Source organism: Microbacterium abyssi (assembly GCF_015277895.1).
Classification (GTDB): domain Bacteria; phylum Actinomycetota; class Actinomycetes; order Actinomycetales; family Microbacteriaceae; genus Microbacterium; species Microbacterium abyssi.
In genome coordinates this window covers 1022115-1038183 of the sequence record NZ_CP063815.1, presented here as the reverse complement: position 1 = coordinate 1038183, position 16069 = coordinate 1022115, and the positions used below count along the sequence as shown (strand labels likewise).

Sequence of the window (16069 nt, the reverse complement as noted above, 5' to 3'; positions counted from 1 at the left end):
AGAAGAGGATGCACCGACCGCTCACCCTGCAGGCGCGGCTGATGACCGCCGTCATCGGGTTCGTGTCGCTCATCCTCATCATCGTCGCCGTGATCACCAGCGCGACGCTCGGGCAGGCACTGGAGGGGCGGCTGCAGGATCAGCTGCGCTCGGTCTCGGGTCAGACGTCGGTTCTCGTCAAGCAGGCGCAGTACCTGACGGTCACCGGCCGCCCCCTCACCGCCCAGACCGTCCTCGCCGGCCAGCACTACCCCGGGCTGCTGCTGGCCGTCGCGACCGAGGGCGGCACCAGCGGAGCAGTGGTGACGACCGATGGTACGACAGCTCTCACTGCCGACGATCTGCGCACGCTGAGCGAGGCCGTCCAGTCTGCTCCGAACACCGCTGTGACACTCGACGGACTCGGCTCGTTCCAGGTCACAGTGCAGGAGAGCGACGGCATCGGGATCGTGACCGGCCTGCCGCGCGATGAGATCCAGAGCACGATGGCGCAGCTATTGACGGTGATCACGCTCGCGACCCTCGGAGGGCTCATCCTGCTGGCGCTGACGACCGCCGTCACCATCCGCTACAGCCTGCGGCCGCTTCGTGCGGTCGCGGGGACCGCGACGCGCGTCGCCAACCAGCCGCTCGATCGCGGTGAGGTATCGATCACCGAGCGCGTGCCCGACTCCGAGGCCGATCCGCGCACCGAGACCGGGATCGTGGGCGCGTCGCTGAACAAACTGCTCGACCACGTCAACGACTCCCTAGCCGCGCGTCAGCGGAACGAGGAGCTGATGCGGAAGTTCGTGGCGGACGCCAGTCACGAGCTGCGCACGCCCCTGGCATCCATCCGCGGTTACTCGGAGCTGTCGCTGCGCGCCCTGCACCACGGAGCCGACCCCTCCGGCACCGAGACGGCGCTGGAGCGCATCCAGGCGCAGTCCCTGCGGATGACGCGGCTGGTCGAGGACCTGCTGCTGCTCGCACGACTCGATGAGGGCCAGGAGCTCGTGCACGGCACCGTCGACCTCACGCAACTCGCCCTCGAGGGCGTCTCGGATGCCCGGCCGACCGCACCGGATCACGTGTGGGCCATCGACGTGCCCGAGGAGCCGGTCGTGATGCTCGGCGACGCCGGGCGGCTCCATCAGGTCGTCGCGAACCTGCTCGCCAACGCACGCACGCACACACCCGCCGGAACCCGGATCACGTTGCGGGTCTCGCGTGAGGGTGAGGAAGCCGTCATCCGCGTGCACGACGACGGGCCCGGCATCGACCCCGCCGTGCGGGACGAGCTGTTCGCGCGCTTCGCCCGCGGCGACAGCTCCCGCGCCCGTCAGACCGGTGGCACCGGCCTCGGCCTCGCGATCGTGAAGGCCATCGTCGAGGGCCACCACGGGACGATCGCCGTGCAGTCGGAGCCCGGCGACACGACGTTCACGGTCCGGTTCCCGATCACGCCGGTGCCCGCCGCTTAGTTCCCGGGGCGTTTGTCAGTCGGAAATCACGGATGGCCGTGCATCCCTCCGTGGTTCGCCAGCCATCCGTGTCGATCGACGGCCATCCGTACCCGAACGAACCTAGCCAGAGTCCGTCGCGCCCACTCAGTACCCGGCGAACGCGTCGGTGATGACCGAGTGCGCCTTCTGCAGGGCCGGGGCGAGGTCGGCGATCAGCCGCGGCGGCCCGGAGATGAACGTGTGGCGGGCGGAGATGTCCGGCACGACCCGCTCGAGACCGGCTGCGTCGAGGCGGACGCCCTGCGCCCAGCTCCAGTGCGCGGGCAGATCCTCCGGCCGGTCGCGGCAGAACACGATCGTGGGCACGCGCGTCGCCTCCAGCTCGGCACGGAAGGCGAGCTCCGACGCCTCGGATGCGACGTAAACGAGCACGACGTCGCGCGAGACCCCGTCCGCCCGCAGCTGGCGCAGCTGCGATACGAACGGCGTGACGCCGATGCCGGCGGCGACCATGAGCACCGGCGCCTCGCCCTTCGGCAGCAGGAAATCGCCCCAGGTTCCGGTGACGGCGAGGACCGTGCCCGGATCGGCGGCCGCGAGCGCCCGCTTGTACGAGGACGGATGCTTCTGGTCGCCGTTCTTGTACGCGATCCGCAGCACCGGCAGATCGGCCGGCGCTGAGACGATGCTGAACTCGCGGCGCGTTCCGCGTGCATCCGGCCGGTGATGCGGGACATCGAGCTCGAGATACTGCCCGGGGCGGAACCTCAGCTTTCCCTTGGCCCTGAACGTCAGCTCCTGCGCGGTCGGGGTGATGAACTCGCGCTTCTCGAGCGTGAGACGCACCGATCCGCGCAGCGCGAAGGTGAGGGCGAGGAGGTTGCCGATCAGAAGCGCCCTCTCCTGCCCCAGCGTGAACAGATCGCCGACGAAGATCGGCCAGCCCGCGAGCACGCCCACGAGGCCGGCGACCCAGAACTGCTGCCAGCGCCGCGGCGGGCTGGTCAGCGGCTCCGAGACCATGAAGACCCCGAGGAACAGGAACGGTGATTGCAGCACCGCGAACGACAGCGCCGTCGGCAGGGCGAACTCGATGCCGAACTGCTGCGCCTGCACGGCCTGTCGCACCACCGAGGTGCCGACGGCGATCAGCAGGAAGACCAGTACGACGCGCACTTTCTCGGTGCGCCACAGCACCGCCAGGCCAAGGATCGCGACGGGGACCGCCATCGCGGCCGTCCCGACCCACCAGGATGCCGACGTCCCGAGCCAGTCGAAAACACCGAACGCGCCCGCGATCGACACGACCGCGGCGCCGAAAGCCGCCGGGTTGAAGATATGCCGTCCGCGCCATGCGATGAGGTATTTCGAGACGCTCGCGATCGCTCCGGCCAGTGCCAAGCCGATCAGCGCGGGCCCGTCGACGCCAGGCCGCATGACGAACAGGAGGATCAGCGCGGTCACCAGCGACGACTCCACGCGCCAGGGCAGATGCAGCAGCCGCTGCGCCGCAGCATCCACCGCCGAAATCACGACGGAGAGGACCACGAACGACACCACGAGCTCGAGCGGCGAAGGACCGACGAGGCCGAACAGGGACAGGATCAGCGCGATGCCGGCGAGGATCGCCAGGCTCGACAGGGCCAGTCGGTACATCGATACGGCGCCGAGGACGGCGAGCACCCGCTGGCGCATGGAGGTGAATGAAGTCACGACATCAACTCTTCCCTATGAACAGCTCCACAGGTGCGTTCGGCGACCGTTCCGCGACGCCCGCCGTGCTCATCCGCACCCACTCCGCTCCCCAATGCCCCGCGAGTGCCGGGCCGCCGTCGAAGAACAGGGCTGTGGCGACGGCATCCGCGTGCATCGCGTCGGGGGCGAACGCCCAGGTGGCCACCCAGGTGCGCACGGGAATACCGGTGCGTGCATCGAGCACGTGATGGAGCCCGTCGCCCCACGCGCGCCGGTTCGTCGCCGACGCGCACAGCGCCTGATCCCGCACCGTGGCGATGCCGATCGCCTTGGTCTGGTCGAAGGGATGCTCCAGTCCGACGCGCGCCTCGCCGCGCACCGCCATATCGCCTCCGGCATCCACGACGAACGCACCCGCGACACCGTCGAGTGCGGCGGCCACCAGATCGACCAGCCGTCCCTTGCCGAGGGCTCCGACATCGATCAGCGCAGCGGATGCCAGGTTCACTCCGTCCGCATCCCAAGTGAGGATCTCCGGCCAGTCCGGCGGCGCCGCGACGGCGTCGCCGGCGGCGAGCGAGTATGAGGCGTCGTAGCCGAGCGCGCTCAGGCTCCCACCGACCAGCGGATTGACCGCGCCGGCCGTCGCCGCGGAGAGCTCGCGGTACGCATCGAGCATGGCGACGGCATCCGTCGGTGTCGTGACCCAGCCGCCGGACTGCGCGAGGCGACTCACGACCGAATCTTCGCGGAACCGCGACCAGGTCGCATCGAAGTCGGCGATCACCGCACCGACACGTGCGCGGCGCTCGGGCTCGAGCGGCTCGATGGTCTCGATCTCCCAGCGCGTGCCGATCGCGTCGAATCGCCACGTCGACATGGTCAGGCTGCGGCCTGGTCCTTGATGTCCTCGACTGCGGCGTTGAATCCGCCGCTGGTGAGCGAGGAGCCCGCGACGCGGCTGACGTCCAGCTCGTCGATCGGGCGGCCTTCGACCTCTTCAGCGATGCCGGCGATGAACTGCCCCTGATACTGCTCGGTTTCGCGGGCCTGCGGGTCGCCGGTCACCTCGACGTCGGCCACGATGCCGCTCTCGAGGGTGAGGGTGACGGAGATCTGCTCGACGGTCTCGGGCGTCTGATACGAGCCCTCGGCCGTATAGGTGCCGTCGACGTACGTGCCAGAGCCCGTGGATGCGCCGGAATCCGCCGGAGGTTCCGCGTCGGCCGCGCCCGAGCACCCGGCCAGCACGAGCATTCCTGCGATGCCGGCGACGGCTGCGCCCTTGCGAACGGATGGTGAGGCGGCCTGGCTGATCATGGGATCGAGCGTAAGAGGCACCGCTATGCGCGGGCTGTGTCTCAGGCGTCGCCGCCGAACATGCTCGTCACCGACCCGTCCTCGAAGACCTCGTGGATCGCGCGGGCCAGCAGCGGAGCGATGGGGAGGACCGTGAGGTTCTCCCACCGGCGCGACTGGGTGAGCGGGATGGTGTCGGTGACGACGACCTCATCGATCGCGGCATCCTGCAGGCGCTCGCTGGCGGGATCGCTGAAGATCGCGTGCGTGGCGGCGACGATGACGCGGCGCGCGCCGTTGGCCTTCAGCGCCTGCGCGGCCTTGACGATCGTGCCGCCGGTGTCGATCATGTCGTCGACGAGGAGGCAGGTGCGCCCCTCGACCGCACCGACGATCTCGTGGACGGAAACCTGGTTGGCGACCTTGGGGTCGCGGCGCTTGTGGATGATCGCGAGCGGGGCGCTCAGGCTGTCGGACCACGTGTCTGCGACTCGCACCCGGCCCATGTCGGGAGAGACGATCGTGAGCGTCTCACGGTCTTCCTCCGTGAGGTTCGCGCGGAAGTGCTCGAGAAGCACCGGCTTGGCGAACAGGTGGTCGACTGGACCGTCGAAGAAGCCCTGGATCTGTGCGGCGTGGAGGTCGACGCTCATGACGCGGTCGGCGCCGGCGGTCTTGAGCAGGTCGGCGACCAGGCGGGCGCTGATCGGCTCACGGCCGCGGCCCTTCTTGTCCTGTCGGGAGTACGGGTAGTACGGGGCGACGACCGTGATGCGCTTGGCCGATGCGCGCTTGGCCGCATCGATCATGATGAGCGTCTCCATGAGCCACTCGTTGACCGGCTCGCCGAAGGTCTGGATCAGGAAGAGGTCGCAGCCGCGGATCGACACCTCGAACCGGGAGTAGATCTCGCCGGAGGCGAAGGTGCGGTGCTCGACGGGAACCATCTGCGTGCCGAGGACGTCGGCTACCGCGTGGGTCAGCTCAGGATGAGAGCGGCCCCCCGCGACGACGAGGCGCTTCTTCGTCTTCGCGATGAGGCCGGGGGCCACACCGTTGTCCCGATCCAGTGCAACGGTCTTCTTCTTCTGGCCCATGACCCGCCTTTACTTTTCGGTTCTGCTGGCCCGGTCGGCCGCCTCAGCGGCCCCCGTGCCGGCCCGATTCTTCTCGACCCACCCCTCGACATTGCGCTGAGGGGCGACACTCAAGGCCAGAGCACCTGCGGGAACGTCCTTGCGGACGACCGCTCCTGCTCCGGTCTTCGCACCGTCACCAATCCTAACCGGCGCCACGAAGACGTTGTGCGAGCCGGTGTGCACCTCGTCGCCGATCTCGGTGCGGTGCTTGGCGATGTCGTCGTAGTTCGCGGTGATGGCGCCGGCGCCGAGATTCACGCGCTCGCCGATCGTCGTGTCGCCGATGTACGACAGGTGCGGAACCTTGCTCCCGGCGCCGATCTGCGAGTTCTTCGTCTCGACGAAGGTGCCGATCTTGCCCTTCTCGCCGAGGACGGTGCCGGGCCGGACGTATGCGAACGGGCCGACGTTCGCGCCGGCGCCGATGACGGCGAGCGTCGCGTCGGAACGGCGGATGACGGCATCCTCTCCGACCTCGCAGTCGACGAGCGATGTGTCGGGACCGATCACGGCGCCGGACTCGACGACCGTGGCTCCGGCGATGTACGTGTTCGGCATGAGGGTCACGTCAGGGGCGAGCTTGGCGTCGTCGTCGATCCAGGTGGTCGCCGGGTCGACGACGGTGACGCCCTCGCGCTGCCAGCGCCGGACGATGCGGTCGTTCAGCACGCGACCGGCCTCGGCGAGCTGTACGCGATCGTTGACGCCGAAGGTCGCTGCGGTGTCGGCGGCGATCTCGGCGGCGACGGTCTCCTGCGCCTCGCGCAGCAGGCCGATCACGTCGGTCAGGTACAGCTCGCCCTGGGCGTTGTCCTGGTCGATCTTCGTGAGGAACGTGCGCAGGGATGCCGCGCGGAAGACGTAGACGCCGGCGTTGATCTCGGTGACGGCAGCCTCGTCCGCGGAGGCATCCTTCTGCTCGACGATGCGCGCGACTGTGCCGCTGTCGTCACGGATGACGCGTCCGTACCCGGTCGGATCGTCGAGCAGGGCGCTGAGAACAGTGGCGGATGCCGCGGCGGACCGGTGCGCGTCGACGAGAGCCTGCAGCGTGCCGGCCTCGAGCAGCGGGACATCGCCGGACAGCACCAGCACGTCGCCGGTGAAATCCGCCGGCAGCGCGTCGATCGCGACCTGGACGGCGCGCCCCGTGCCGGGGATGTCGTCCTGGTCGACGATCACGGCGTCGGGGTGACTCTGGCTGAGCATCTCGACCACGCGGTCGCGCTCGTGACGCACGACGACCTCGATGTGCTCCGCGCCGAGATGGGATGCCGTGGTCAGCACGTGCCCGACGAGCGGGCGCCCGGCGATCGGATGCAGCACCTTGGGCAGGCGCGACTTCATGCGAGTGCCCTGTCCTGCCGCGAGGACGACGATGGCGAGCGTGTTCTCCGTCATGCTCCGCCGCCAGGACTCGAACCTGGACCTAACAGCTCCAAAGGCTGTCGTGCTGCCATTACACCACGGCGGACCACAGCCCGCGGGCTGCCAGACAAGTCTGCCATGCCCGGCCGATGCGCCCGCATCGGATAATGGAGGGATGAACGAGGCAGATGAGGTCGACCGGATCGTCGGCGCATGGCACACCCAGCGTCCCGATCTCGATTTCTCTCCCCTCGAGGTCCTCTCCCGCATGGACCGGCTCTCCCGCCACCTCGATCGCGCACGGCGCGACGTGTTCCGGCGCAGCGACATCGAGGCCTGGGAGTGGGACGTGCTCTCGGCCCTCCGCCGCGCGGGCGCACCGTTCCAGCTCTCCCCCAAGCAGCTGCTGCAGCAGACTCTCGTCTCGAGCGGCACCATGACCAATCGCATCGACCGTCTCGTCGGTCGCCGCTTCGTGCGACGAGAGGCCGACCCGGGCGACCGGCGCAGCGTGCTGGTCACGCTCACCGACGATGGCCGCATCCGCGTGGATGCCGCCATCACCCGCCTCGTCGATGTCGAGGCCGAGCTGCTCAAGGCGCTGTCGCGGTCCGACCGCGATCGGATGGCGTCGCTGCTGCGCAAGCTCAGCCTGAGCTTCGACTCCTGATGGCGGTGTCCTGATGGCGATGCGCTCGCCCCTCCCGGTCCGCGACGGCGTGGGAGCCACCCGTCTGCACGTGCCGCTCTCTGGCCCGTGGCCGACCGTGAGCGCGTACATGGTCGAGCGTTTCTTCCACCTCGAACCGGAGAGTCTGCGGGAGCGCTTCGATCGTGGCGAGATCGTGGCCGCGGACGGCTCGGCCCTGACGCGCGACACCGCTCTCGGGGCGGAGGAGTTCGTCTGGTACTACCGCGAGCCCCCTGTGGAGGTCGGGATCCCGTTCGACGTGGAGATCCTCCACCAGGACGAGGACCTCGTCGTCGTGGACAAGCCGCACTTCCTCCCCACGACGCCGGCCGGCAAGTACGTGCAGAACTCGGCTCTGGTGCGCCTGCGGCGAGCGCTCGACAATCCCGACCTCGCGCCGGTGCACCGCCTCGACCGTGCGACGGCAGGACTGCTGATGTTCTCGGCGCGCCCGCAGACGCGCGGCGCGTACCAGATGCTGTTCCAGGACCGCGCGATCGAGAAGGTCTATGAGGCGGTGTCCGCCAGGCCCGACGGGTGGGAGGCCCCGTTCCCGCTGACCGTGCGGATGCACATCGAGAAGCTGCGCGGTCAGGTGTGCGTCGAGGTCGATCCTGCGCGCGAGGCGAACTCGGAGACGCTCATCGAGCTGATCGATGCCGACGACGACGTCATCCACACCCTGCTTCGTCCGCACACCGGCAAGATGCACCAGCTGCGCGTGCATCTCGCATCGATCGGCGCCGGCATCCTGCACGACAATCTCTACCCGATCCTCACGGACGAGACACCGGATGACCACGAACGCCCGCTACAGTTGCTGGCGAGGGAACTGCGGTTCGTCGACCCCCTGTCGGGTCGGCAACGCGAGTTCGTCACCCGCCGGAGATTGCAGTACGCACCACGCTGAGTCCGAGATCCGACAGGGAGCCTGATGGCACCACCAGCCCCAGATCGCCGCGCACGCCGGCTCGGAGTGCGCGCGTGGACACTCATCGGCATCATCGGTGCGCTCATCATCGCGGCCGTCGTGATGATGTGGCCCCGTCCGGATGCGGCGCCGAGCGTCGTTCGTTCCGCTGCCGGTGTGCAGACGAGCGTGCCCGCTCCCGCACCGTCCCCGACACCGACGGGGTTTCCCGCGAACACCGAGGTCTATGACGCCGGCGCGCTTCCGGCGGCGAACGTGTTCGCCATCCTGCCGCAGCTACCGGTCGATCCGACCCCGGAGGCGCCATTCGCAGGATTCACGGCGCGCGCCATCGCAGACATCGTGCCGGTGTGGGCCGATCCGCGCGGTGATCCGGTCGCAGCATTGCCGCGCGAGTACCGGTACGGTGGCACGACGGTCGCCGTCGTGGAGAAGCAGCAGAACTGGGTGCGTGTGCTGCTGACCGGGCGTCAGGGTGTCCCGTCCGAAGGCGATCCGGCGCAGCTGACCGGATGGGTGCGCACCGCCGATGTCGAGCTGGCGCCCATGGACACGACGGTCGAGGTGAGTCTCTCCGGGCGCACCATCGACATCGTGCGCGCCGGAGCCTCCGATCGGATCGCCACGGACTTCGGCTGGGGCACCGATCAGACGCCCACCCCGATCGGCCGCTCTTTCATCCACCTGACCGAGGTCACGTCGTTCGACTACACGCGTGGCTTCCCGGTCGTATACCTTTCCCTGCAATCACCCGTGCTCGACGGGTTCGGCGGGCAGGACGTCGCCATCACTGCCTTCCACTACCACGACGACCGCGCGGGCGCGATCTCGAACGGATGCCTTCGGCTCGATGAAGCAGCGATCACAAAGCTCGCTGAGCTGCCCGCGGGCACCGGCGTCGTCATCCGCCCGTGAACCGGGGCGGCGGGCACGTCAGTCGAGCTGCTCGCTGAGCTCCAGCCAGCGCAGTTCGTTCTCCTCGACCTCGGTCTCGAGCCCCGCGATCGCCTTCATCTTCTCGGCGAGACCCTCGTAATCGGACTGGTCATGCTCGACGAGCGCGTGCTTGGACCTGTCGATCTGCTCGGTGAGCTTCTGGATCTTCCGCTCGAGAGAGGCGACCTCCTTCTGCGCAGCTCGCAGCGCCGCACCGTCCAGCTGCGGGGTCGCTGCCGCCTTCGCCCCCACCGCGGGCGCATTCTTCTCGGCGGACCGCAGGCGCAGGTACTCGTCGACGCCGCCGGGCAGGTGCCGCAGATGCCCGCCCAGCACGGCATACTGCTGGTCGGTGACGCGCTCCAGGAAGTACCGGTCGTGCGAGACGACCAGCAGCGTTCCCGGCCATGAGTCCAGCAGATCCTCGATCGCGGCGAGCATGTCGGTGTCGAGGTCGTTGGTCGGCTCGTCGAGGATGAGCACGTTGGGCTGATCGAGCAGCACGAGCAGCAGCTGCAGCCGCCGCTGCTGACCACCCGAGAGGTCCTTCACCGGCGTGGAGAGCTGCGCCGATGAGAAGCCGAGCCGCTCGAGCAGCTGGCCGGGCGTGAGCGCCTGCGCCTTGGATCCGGTGCCGAACGTGTACTCGGTGCGCAGGCCCTGGATGACGACGCGCACCGGATCGTTCCAGTGCTGGGCCAGCTCGTCGATGCGCTGTGTCAGCGTGCGGACCTGCACGGTGCTGCCGCGCTTGACCCGCCCGCTGGTCGGTTCGACCGTGCCCGCCACCAGCCCGAGCAGGGTGGATTTGCCCGCACCGTTCACGCCGAGGATGCCGGTGCGCTCCCCCGGTGCGATGCGCCACTCGACGTCGCGGAGCACCTCTCGTGCGGGTGCGCCGTCCGTGGCGGGGTACGTCACTCCGGCATCGAGCAGGTCGACCACGTCCTTGCCGAGCCGCGAGACCGCCAGCGACTGCAGCGAGACCTTGTCGCGGATCTCGGGGACGTCCTCGATCAGGACGTTGGCCGCATCGATGCGGAACTTCGGCTTGCTCGTGCGCGCGGGCGCTCCGCGGCGCAGCCAGGCGAGCTCCTTGCGGGCGAGGTTCTGGCGCTTCGCCTCGGTGGCGGCCGCCATCCGGTCGCGCTCGACGCGCTGGAGGATGTACGCGGCATATCCGCCCTCGAAGGGCTCGACGATCCGGTCGTGCACCTCCCAGGTCTCGGTGCACACCTCGTCGAGGAACCACCGGTCGTGCGTCACGACGAGGAACGCGCCGGCGTTCGCGGCCCAGCGCTTCTTCAGGTGACCGGCGAGCCAGGTGATCGCCTCGACGTCGAGGTGGTTCGTCGGCTCGTCGAGCGCGATGATGTCCCAGTCATTCACCAGCAGGGCGGCGAGCGCCACGCGACGACGCTGCCCGCCGCTGAGGCCCGCGACGGGTGCCTCCCACGCCAGATCCGCGAGCAGGCCGTGGATGACGTCGCGCACCCGCGCGTCGCCCGCCCACTCGTATTCGGGCACGTCGCCGACGACCGACTGCGCGATCGTGAGGGCGTCGTCGAGGGTATCGGCCTGGTCGAGCACCCCGACGCGCGTTCCGGCGCGCATCGTCACACGTCCGCCGTCGGGCTCCTTGCGGCCGGCGAGCATCGCGAGCAGCGAGCTCTTGCCGTCGCCGTTGCGGCCGACGATGCCGATCCGGTCGCCCTCCTCGATGCCGAGCGTGATGGAGTCGAAGACGACCTTGGTCGGGTATTCCAGGTGGAGGCCCTCGGCCCCGAGAAGATGTGCCATGTCCTTACCAGGCTACGGCAGGTTCCCCCTGCCGAATCCGGTCGCTACCCTCGGTCACATGAGCGACTTCTACGATCCGACCCCGCAGGAGCGGACGCACCTGCGTCGATGCGTCGACCTGGCGCGCGAGGCCCTGGACGACGGCGACGAACCGTTCGGCTCGGTTCTCGTCGATGCGGACGGGAAGGTGCGGTTCGAGGACCGCAATCGGGTCAGGCACGGGGATCAGACCCGGCATCCGGAATTCGAGATCGCGCGTTGGTCAGCAACCGCTCTCACCGCGGAGGAGCGCGCCGGCAGCACGGTCTACACCTCGGGAGAGCACTGTCCGATGTGCTCGGCCGCGCACGCGTGGATGGGGCTCGGTCGCATCGTCTATGCGGCGAGTTCGGAGCAGCTGCAATCATGGCTCGCGGAATGCGGCGCGCCGCCGGCACCGGTTGCGGCGCTGTCCATCACGACGATCGCACCGCGACAGGCGGTGTCCGGCCCCGTCGCGGAGTTCGCGGACGAGCTGCGCGCTCTCCACCTCCGCCGTTTCACCACCTGAGCGGATCCCTCACGAAACGAGCGAGCCGCCCGGACCCGAAGGTCCGGACGGCTCGTTCGTTCGTGCGAATCGAGTTACTTGTACGACTCGACGATCTCGAGCAGGCTCGGCACGTTGGCGTACGCCTCTGCGGCGTTCTCCTTGGTGACGATCAGCGGCTCGAGCAGGAACGCGGGAACGATCTTCGCGCCGTTGTCGTACTGCTCGGTGTCGTTGACCTCTGCTTCTTCGCCCTGCTGGAGCTGGCCGACCATCTTGATGGCCTGCTCCACGAGCAGCGCGGTGTCCTTGTTGATCGTGGAGTACTGCACGCCCTCCATGATCGACTTGACCGACTCGACCTCGGAGTCCTGACCGGTGACGACCGGAACGGGCTTGCCGGCCTGCGTCACCGAGGTGAGGATGGCGCGAGCGAGAGTGTCGTTCGGCGACAGGACGCCGTCGATGACCGTGTCACCGCCGTAGGTGGAGGTGATGAGGGTGTCCATGCGGTTCTGTGCGTTCTCGGCCAGCCAGCCTTCCGTGGCGGTCTGACCGATCTCGGTCTGGCCGGAGGCGACGACGAGGGTGCCGTCGTCGATCTTCGGCTGCAGCACGTCCATCGCGCCGTCGAAGAAGACAGCCGAGTTCGCGTCATCCGGCGAACCGGAGAACAGCTCGATGTTGTACGGAGCCTCATGTCCGGCGTTCGCCTCGAGGCCCTCGAGCAGCGCGTTGCCCTGAAGCTGGCCGACCTTGAAGTTGTCGAAGGCGACGTAGTAGTCGACAGCCTCGGTGTTCTCGATCAGTCGGTCGTACGCGATGACGTAGGCACCGGCATCCTGCGCCGCCTGCACCTGTGTGGCGAGCTGCTTGCCGTCCTTCGCCCCGATGATGATCACCTTGGCACCGCCGGTGACCATGGCCTGGATCTGGTTCTGCTGCTCGGCGACCGTGTTGCTGGCGGGCGCGTACTGGACGTCGGCCTCGAAGCCGGCCTCTTCCAGTCCGTCCTTGAACAGCTGACCGGCCAGGACCCAGTTCTCACTGGTCTTGTCCGGCAGCGCGACGCCGATCGTCGAGCCCTCCTCGAATCCGACGACCTCTTCGCCGCCGTCTCCTTCGGTACCGCCACCGCGCTCTGCGCCGGAGCAGCCCGTGAGGGCGAGTGCACCTGTGACGACCAACGCTGTCGCCGCTACTGCGATTTTCTTCATGCGATCACTTTCTTTCAAGGTGTCAGGGAACGGCCCCGCTCAACGCGCGGACGTCTCCTTCTTCCCGTTCGCGCCGTCGGCGACGGGGGTCTGCAGGGTCGACGAGCCGAAATCATCCGTTCGGGCTCGGCGACGGGTGAGGAATCCGATGATGGAGGGGCGTCCTTGCTGCTTGTTCCACACATCGATGCCGACGGCGAAGAGCAGCACGAGGCCCTTGACCATCGAGACGACATCGGCGGAAAGCCCGAGCAGAGCCATGCCGTTGTTCAGGAAGGCCATCACAAGACCACCGATGATCGAGCCGATCACGGTGCCGATGCCGCCGGAGACTGCCGCGCCGCCGATGAAGACGGCCGCGATCGCGTCGAGCTCCCACATGTTGCCGTCACCGGGGCCGGAGGCCTGCGAACGTGCGACGAAGATCATTCCCGCCAGAGAGGCGAGCACCGACATGTTCATGATGACGAAGAAGTCGACCCAGCGGTCCTTCACGCCCGAGAGCCGTGCAGCCTGCCTGTTGCCGCCGACCGCGTAGATGTGACGTCCGAAGATCGTGTTGCGGGTGATGAAGGTGTACAGGATCACCAGCGCGAGCAGGATCAGACCCGAGATCGGGAAGCTCGTTCCCGGACGTCCGGTGGCGAACAGCCAGCCGGCGCCGAGGATGATGACCGACAGCACGATGATCTTGGTGGCCATGACCCATGTCGGAGCGGTCTCCGATCCCATGCGGCGCTGGATTCGACGGGTGCGCAGCTCGTAGAAGACCACCCAGCCGACGGCGAGGACGGCGAGGATCATCGTCGGCACGTTGAAGTTCATGCCGGGGATCGGGATCTCGGGCATGTACCCGGCACCGATGATGACGAACTCCTTCGGCACCGGCACCGTCGTGGACTGGCCGATGAACTGGTTCGCACCGCGGAAGAAGAGCATGCCCGCCAGGGTCACGATGAACGCCGGCACCCCGACGTAGGCCACCCAGAATCCCTGCCAGGCGCCGACCAGAGCTCCCACGACCAGACCCAGAACGATCGCCAGCGGCCAGGGAAGGCTCCAGTCGGTCATCGCCTTGGCGACGATGATCCCGGTGAATGCCGCCACAGAACCGACCGAGAGGTCGATGTGGCCCATGATGATCACCATCACCATCCCGATCGCGAGGATCAGGATGAAGGAGTACTGGTTGATGACGTTGATGAGGTTGTTCGGCGAGAGCGTGGCGCCGTTGGGGTTGCGCATCATCGTGACGACCTGGAAGAACAGGACGATCGCCAGCAGGCTTCCCAGAATCCCGAACTGGCGCAGCGACGATGTGCCATTGCCGCCCAGCATCTTCTTGATATCGCCGAAGTGGAAGCCGCGCTTCTCGGTCGGTGTCGTGCTGGTGCTCATGCGGTCGCCTTCTGGTTCGTGGAGGTCATGCTGCGCATGAGCGCCTCCGGAGTTGCCTGGTCAGCGAGGATGCAGTCGGTGACGCGCCCCTCGAAGATCGTGTAGATGCGGTCGGAGATGCCCATCAGTTCGGGCAGTTCGCTGGAGATGACGATGACGCCCTTACCGGCTGCGGCGAGCTCGTTGATGATCGAGTAGATCTCGTACTTCGCTCCGACGTCGATGCCGCGAGTGGGCTCGTCGAGGATCAGCAGGTCGGGATCTGTGAACATCCACTTCGCCAGCACCACCTTCTGCTGGTTTCCGCCGGAGAGCTTCGAAACTCCCTCGTCGACGGTCGGCGTCTTGATGCGCAGCGCCTTGCGGTAGCGCTCGGAGACCGCATACTCCTCGCGGTCGTCGACGACGCCGTTGCGTGCGATCTTCGACAGTTTCGCTGAGACGATCGCACGCTTGATGGTGTCGAGCAGGTTGAGACCGAGCGTCTTTCGGTCTTCGCTGACGTAGGCGAGGCCGTGACGGATGGCGGATGCGACGTCGGGAAGCACGATCTCCTCGCCGTCCTTGACGAGCGTCCCGCCGAGATAGGTACCGTACGACCGGCCGAAGATGCTCATGGCGAACTCGGTGCGCCCGGCTCCCATGAGCCCCGCGATGCCGACGACCTCGCCCCGGCGCACATTGATGCTGGATCCCTTCACCACCATGCGTTCCGACACCGTCGGATGCTGGACGACCCAATCCTTGACCTCGAAGAACACCTCGCCGAGCTCAGGGGTGCGATCCGGGTAGCGGCTCTCGAGCGAGCGGCCGACCATCCCGCGGATGATGCGATCCTCGTTGACCCCACCGCTCGAGATGTCGAGTGTCTCGACGGTGCGTCCGTCGCGGATGATCGTGATCTCATCGGCGATCTGCTCGATCTCGTTGAGTTTGTGGCTGATCATGATCGACGCGATTCCCTTGGCCTTCAGGCCCAGGATCAGATCGAGCAGCTGCTGGGAGTCTGTCTCATTGAGCGCGGCGGTGGGCTCGTCGAGGATGAGGAGGCGGACGTCCTTGTTCAGGGCCTTCGCGATCTCGATCAGCTGCTGCTTGCCCACGCCGAGGTGCTTGATCGCGATGTCCGGGTCCTCGTCGAGTCCGACGCGCGCGAGCAGTTCGATCGCACGCGTCTTCGCGGCACGCCAGTCAATCGCGCCGAAATGTGCGATCTCGTTGCCGAGGAAGATGTTCTCGGTGATCGAGAGCTCGGGGATGAGAGCGAGTTCCTGGTGGATGATCGCGATGCCGGCCTGCTCGCTCGCTGCGATGTCCTTGAAACGCTGCTCCTCGCCGTACAGCAGGATGTCGCCGTCATAGCTGCCATACGGGTAAACCCCGGACAGCACCTTCATCAGCGTCGACTTGCCCGCGCCGTTCTCGCCGCAGATCGCGTGGATCTCACCGGAGCGCACGGTGATCGAGACGTCGGAGAGGGCCTTCACGCCGGGGAACTCCTTGGTGATGCTGCGCATCTCCAAGATCGGGCCCGCCACGGCTGGCATCGTTGCTGTAATGCTCACGAATCTTCCTTGATAGCTCGGCGGTCGGTCTCAATGTGACCGTTCACATGAGACAC

The 16069-nt window shown here is 67.6% G+C and carries 14 protein-coding genes and 1 tRNA gene; 5 read left to right on the top strand and 10 right to left on the bottom strand.

Annotation, left to right across the window (positions count from 1 at the left end; all coding sequences use genetic code 11):
• The first annotated feature begins 8 nt into the window (after window positions 1–8).
• On the top strand, window positions 9–1463 hold the full coding sequence (locus IM776_RS05140; protein ID WP_194422515.1) for a sensor histidine kinase: 1455 nt from the start codon (window positions 9–11) through the stop codon (window positions 1461–1463).
• 126 nt (window positions 1464–1589) lie between these two features.
• Here IM776_RS05140 and IM776_RS05135 read toward each other — a convergent pair whose 3' ends face one another.
• The 6 genes from IM776_RS05135 to IM776_RS05110 form a co-directional block, all read right to left on the bottom strand.
• A complete protein-coding gene (locus tag IM776_RS05135) occupies window positions 1590–3140 on the bottom strand; it encodes an FAD-dependent oxidoreductase (RefSeq protein ID WP_194422514.1) in 1551 nt (516 codons plus the stop codon).
• 22 nt (window positions 3141–3162) lie between these two features.
• On the bottom strand, window positions 3163–4020 hold the full coding sequence (locus tag IM776_RS05130) for an FAD:protein FMN transferase (RefSeq protein WP_194421934.1): 858 nt from the start codon (window positions 4018–4020) through the stop codon (window positions 3163–3165).
• Window positions 4021–4022: 2 nt separating this feature from the next.
• A complete protein-coding gene (locus IM776_RS05125) occupies window positions 4023–4460 on the bottom strand; it encodes an FMN-binding protein (protein WP_194421933.1) in 438 nt (145 codons plus the stop codon).
• Between the two features lie 41 nt (window positions 4461–4501).
• Window positions 4502–5536, bottom strand: coding sequence for a ribose-phosphate diphosphokinase (locus IM776_RS05120; protein ID WP_194421932.1), 1035 nt, complete (start codon window positions 5534–5536; stop codon window positions 4502–4504).
• A 9-nt stretch (window positions 5537–5545) separates the two neighbouring features.
• Window positions 5546–6979, bottom strand: coding sequence for a bifunctional UDP-N-acetylglucosamine diphosphorylase/glucosamine-1-phosphate N-acetyltransferase GlmU (gene glmU / locus IM776_RS05115; protein ID WP_194421931.1), 1434 nt, complete (start codon window positions 6977–6979; stop codon window positions 5546–5548).
• Window position 6980: 1 nt separating this feature from the next.
• Window positions 6981–7052 (bottom strand) — tRNA-Gln (locus IM776_RS05110).
• 69 nt (window positions 7053–7121) lie between these two features.
• On the opposite strand from IM776_RS05110, the gene IM776_RS05105 reads away from it, so the two are divergent.
• From IM776_RS05105 to IM776_RS05095, 3 genes are read left to right on the top strand one after another with little or no spacing between them, the layout of a single operon-like run.
• Window positions 7122–7616 (top strand): MarR family winged helix-turn-helix transcriptional regulator, encoded by a 495-nt coding sequence (locus tag IM776_RS05105; RefSeq protein WP_194421930.1) that lies wholly within the window; start codon window positions 7122–7124, stop codon window positions 7614–7616.
• Between the two features lie 19 nt (window positions 7617–7635).
• Window positions 7636–8547 carry a pseudouridine synthase gene (locus tag IM776_RS05100; protein ID WP_228479923.1) on the top strand — a complete coding sequence of 304 codons (912 nt, stop codon included), beginning with the start codon at window positions 7636–7638 and terminating at the stop codon, window positions 8545–8547.
• A gap of 24 nt (window positions 8548–8571) precedes the next feature.
• Window positions 8572–9483, top strand: a complete 912-nt coding sequence (locus tag IM776_RS05095; protein ID WP_194421928.1) for a L,D-transpeptidase — start codon at window positions 8572–8574, stop codon at window positions 9481–9483.
• 18 nt (window positions 9484–9501) lie between these two features.
• On the opposite strand, the gene IM776_RS05090 is transcribed toward IM776_RS05095, so the two are convergent.
• Window positions 9502–11304 carry an ABC-F family ATP-binding cassette domain-containing protein gene (locus tag IM776_RS05090; RefSeq protein ID WP_194421927.1) on the bottom strand — a complete coding sequence of 601 codons (1803 nt, stop codon included), beginning with the start codon at window positions 11302–11304 and terminating at the stop codon, window positions 9502–9504.
• 58 nt (window positions 11305–11362) lie between these two features.
• On the opposite strand from IM776_RS05090, the gene IM776_RS05085 reads away from it, so the two are divergent.
• Window positions 11363–11854, top strand: coding sequence for a nucleoside deaminase (locus IM776_RS05085; protein ID WP_194421926.1), 492 nt, complete (start codon window positions 11363–11365; stop codon window positions 11852–11854).
• Between the two features lie 74 nt (window positions 11855–11928).
• Here the strand turns inward: IM776_RS05085 and IM776_RS05080 are convergent, their stop codons facing one another.
• From IM776_RS05080 to mmsA, 3 genes are read right to left on the bottom strand one after another with little or no spacing between them, the layout of a single operon-like run.
• Complete coding sequence (locus tag IM776_RS05080) at window positions 11929–13050, bottom strand: substrate-binding domain-containing protein (protein ID WP_194421925.1); 1122 nt, start codon at window positions 13048–13050, stop codon at window positions 11929–11931.
• Between the two features lie 39 nt (window positions 13051–13089).
• Window positions 13090–14448 carry a multiple monosaccharide ABC transporter permease gene (gene mmsB, locus IM776_RS05075; RefSeq protein WP_194421924.1) on the bottom strand — a complete coding sequence of 453 codons (1359 nt, stop codon included), beginning with the start codon at window positions 14446–14448 and terminating at the stop codon, window positions 13090–13092.
• Window positions 14445–15995, bottom strand: coding sequence for a multiple monosaccharide ABC transporter ATP-binding protein (gene mmsA, locus IM776_RS05070; protein ID WP_323741059.1), 1551 nt, complete (start codon window positions 15993–15995; stop codon window positions 14445–14447). Before mmsA ends, mmsB begins: the two co-directional genes overlap by 4 nt.
• Window positions 15996–16069: the final 74 nt, after the last annotated feature.

Excerpts from the sequence above, each read along its gene's own strand:
- IM776_RS05140 (WP_194422515.1), top strand. The coding sequence starts at position 9 with ATGCACCGACCGCTCACCCTGCAGGCGCGGCTGATGACCGCCGTCATC.
- IM776_RS05135 (WP_194422514.1), bottom strand. The coding sequence starts at position 3,140 with ATGCGCCAGCGGGTGCTCGCCGTCCTCGGCGCCGTATCGATGTACCGA.
- IM776_RS05130 (WP_194421934.1), bottom strand. The coding sequence starts at position 4,020 with ATGTCGACGTGGCGATTCGACGCGATCGGCACGCGCTGGGAGATCGAG.
- IM776_RS05125 (WP_194421933.1), bottom strand. The coding sequence starts at position 4,460 with ATGATCAGCCAGGCCGCCTCACCATCCGTTCGCAAGGGCGCAGCCGTC.
- IM776_RS05120 (WP_194421932.1), bottom strand. The coding sequence starts at position 5,536 with ATGGGCCAGAAGAAGAAGACCGTTGCACTGGATCGGGACAACGGTGTG.
- glmU (WP_194421931.1), bottom strand. The coding sequence starts at position 6,979 with ATGACGGAGAACACGCTCGCCATCGTCGTCCTCGCGGCAGGACAGGGC.
- IM776_RS05105 (WP_194421930.1), top strand. The coding sequence starts at position 7,122 with ATGAACGAGGCAGATGAGGTCGACCGGATCGTCGGCGCATGGCACACC.
- IM776_RS05100 (WP_228479923.1), top strand. The coding sequence starts at position 7,636 with ATGCGCTCGCCCCTCCCGGTCCGCGACGGCGTGGGAGCCACCCGTCTG.
- IM776_RS05095 (WP_194421928.1), top strand. The coding sequence starts at position 8,572 with ATGGCACCACCAGCCCCAGATCGCCGCGCACGCCGGCTCGGAGTGCGC.
- IM776_RS05090 (WP_194421927.1), bottom strand. The coding sequence starts at position 11,304 with ATGGCACATCTTCTCGGGGCCGAGGGCCTCCACCTGGAATACCCGACC.
- IM776_RS05085 (WP_194421926.1), top strand. The coding sequence starts at position 11,363 with ATGAGCGACTTCTACGATCCGACCCCGCAGGAGCGGACGCACCTGCGT.
- IM776_RS05080 (WP_194421925.1), bottom strand. The coding sequence starts at position 13,050 with ATGAAGAAAATCGCAGTAGCGGCGACAGCGTTGGTCGTCACAGGTGCA.
- mmsB (WP_194421924.1), bottom strand. The coding sequence starts at position 14,448 with ATGAGCACCAGCACGACACCGACCGAGAAGCGCGGCTTCCACTTCGGC.
- mmsA (WP_323741059.1), bottom strand. The coding sequence starts at position 15,995 with ATGCCAGCCGTGGCGGGCCCGATCTTGGAGATGCGCAGCATCACCAAG.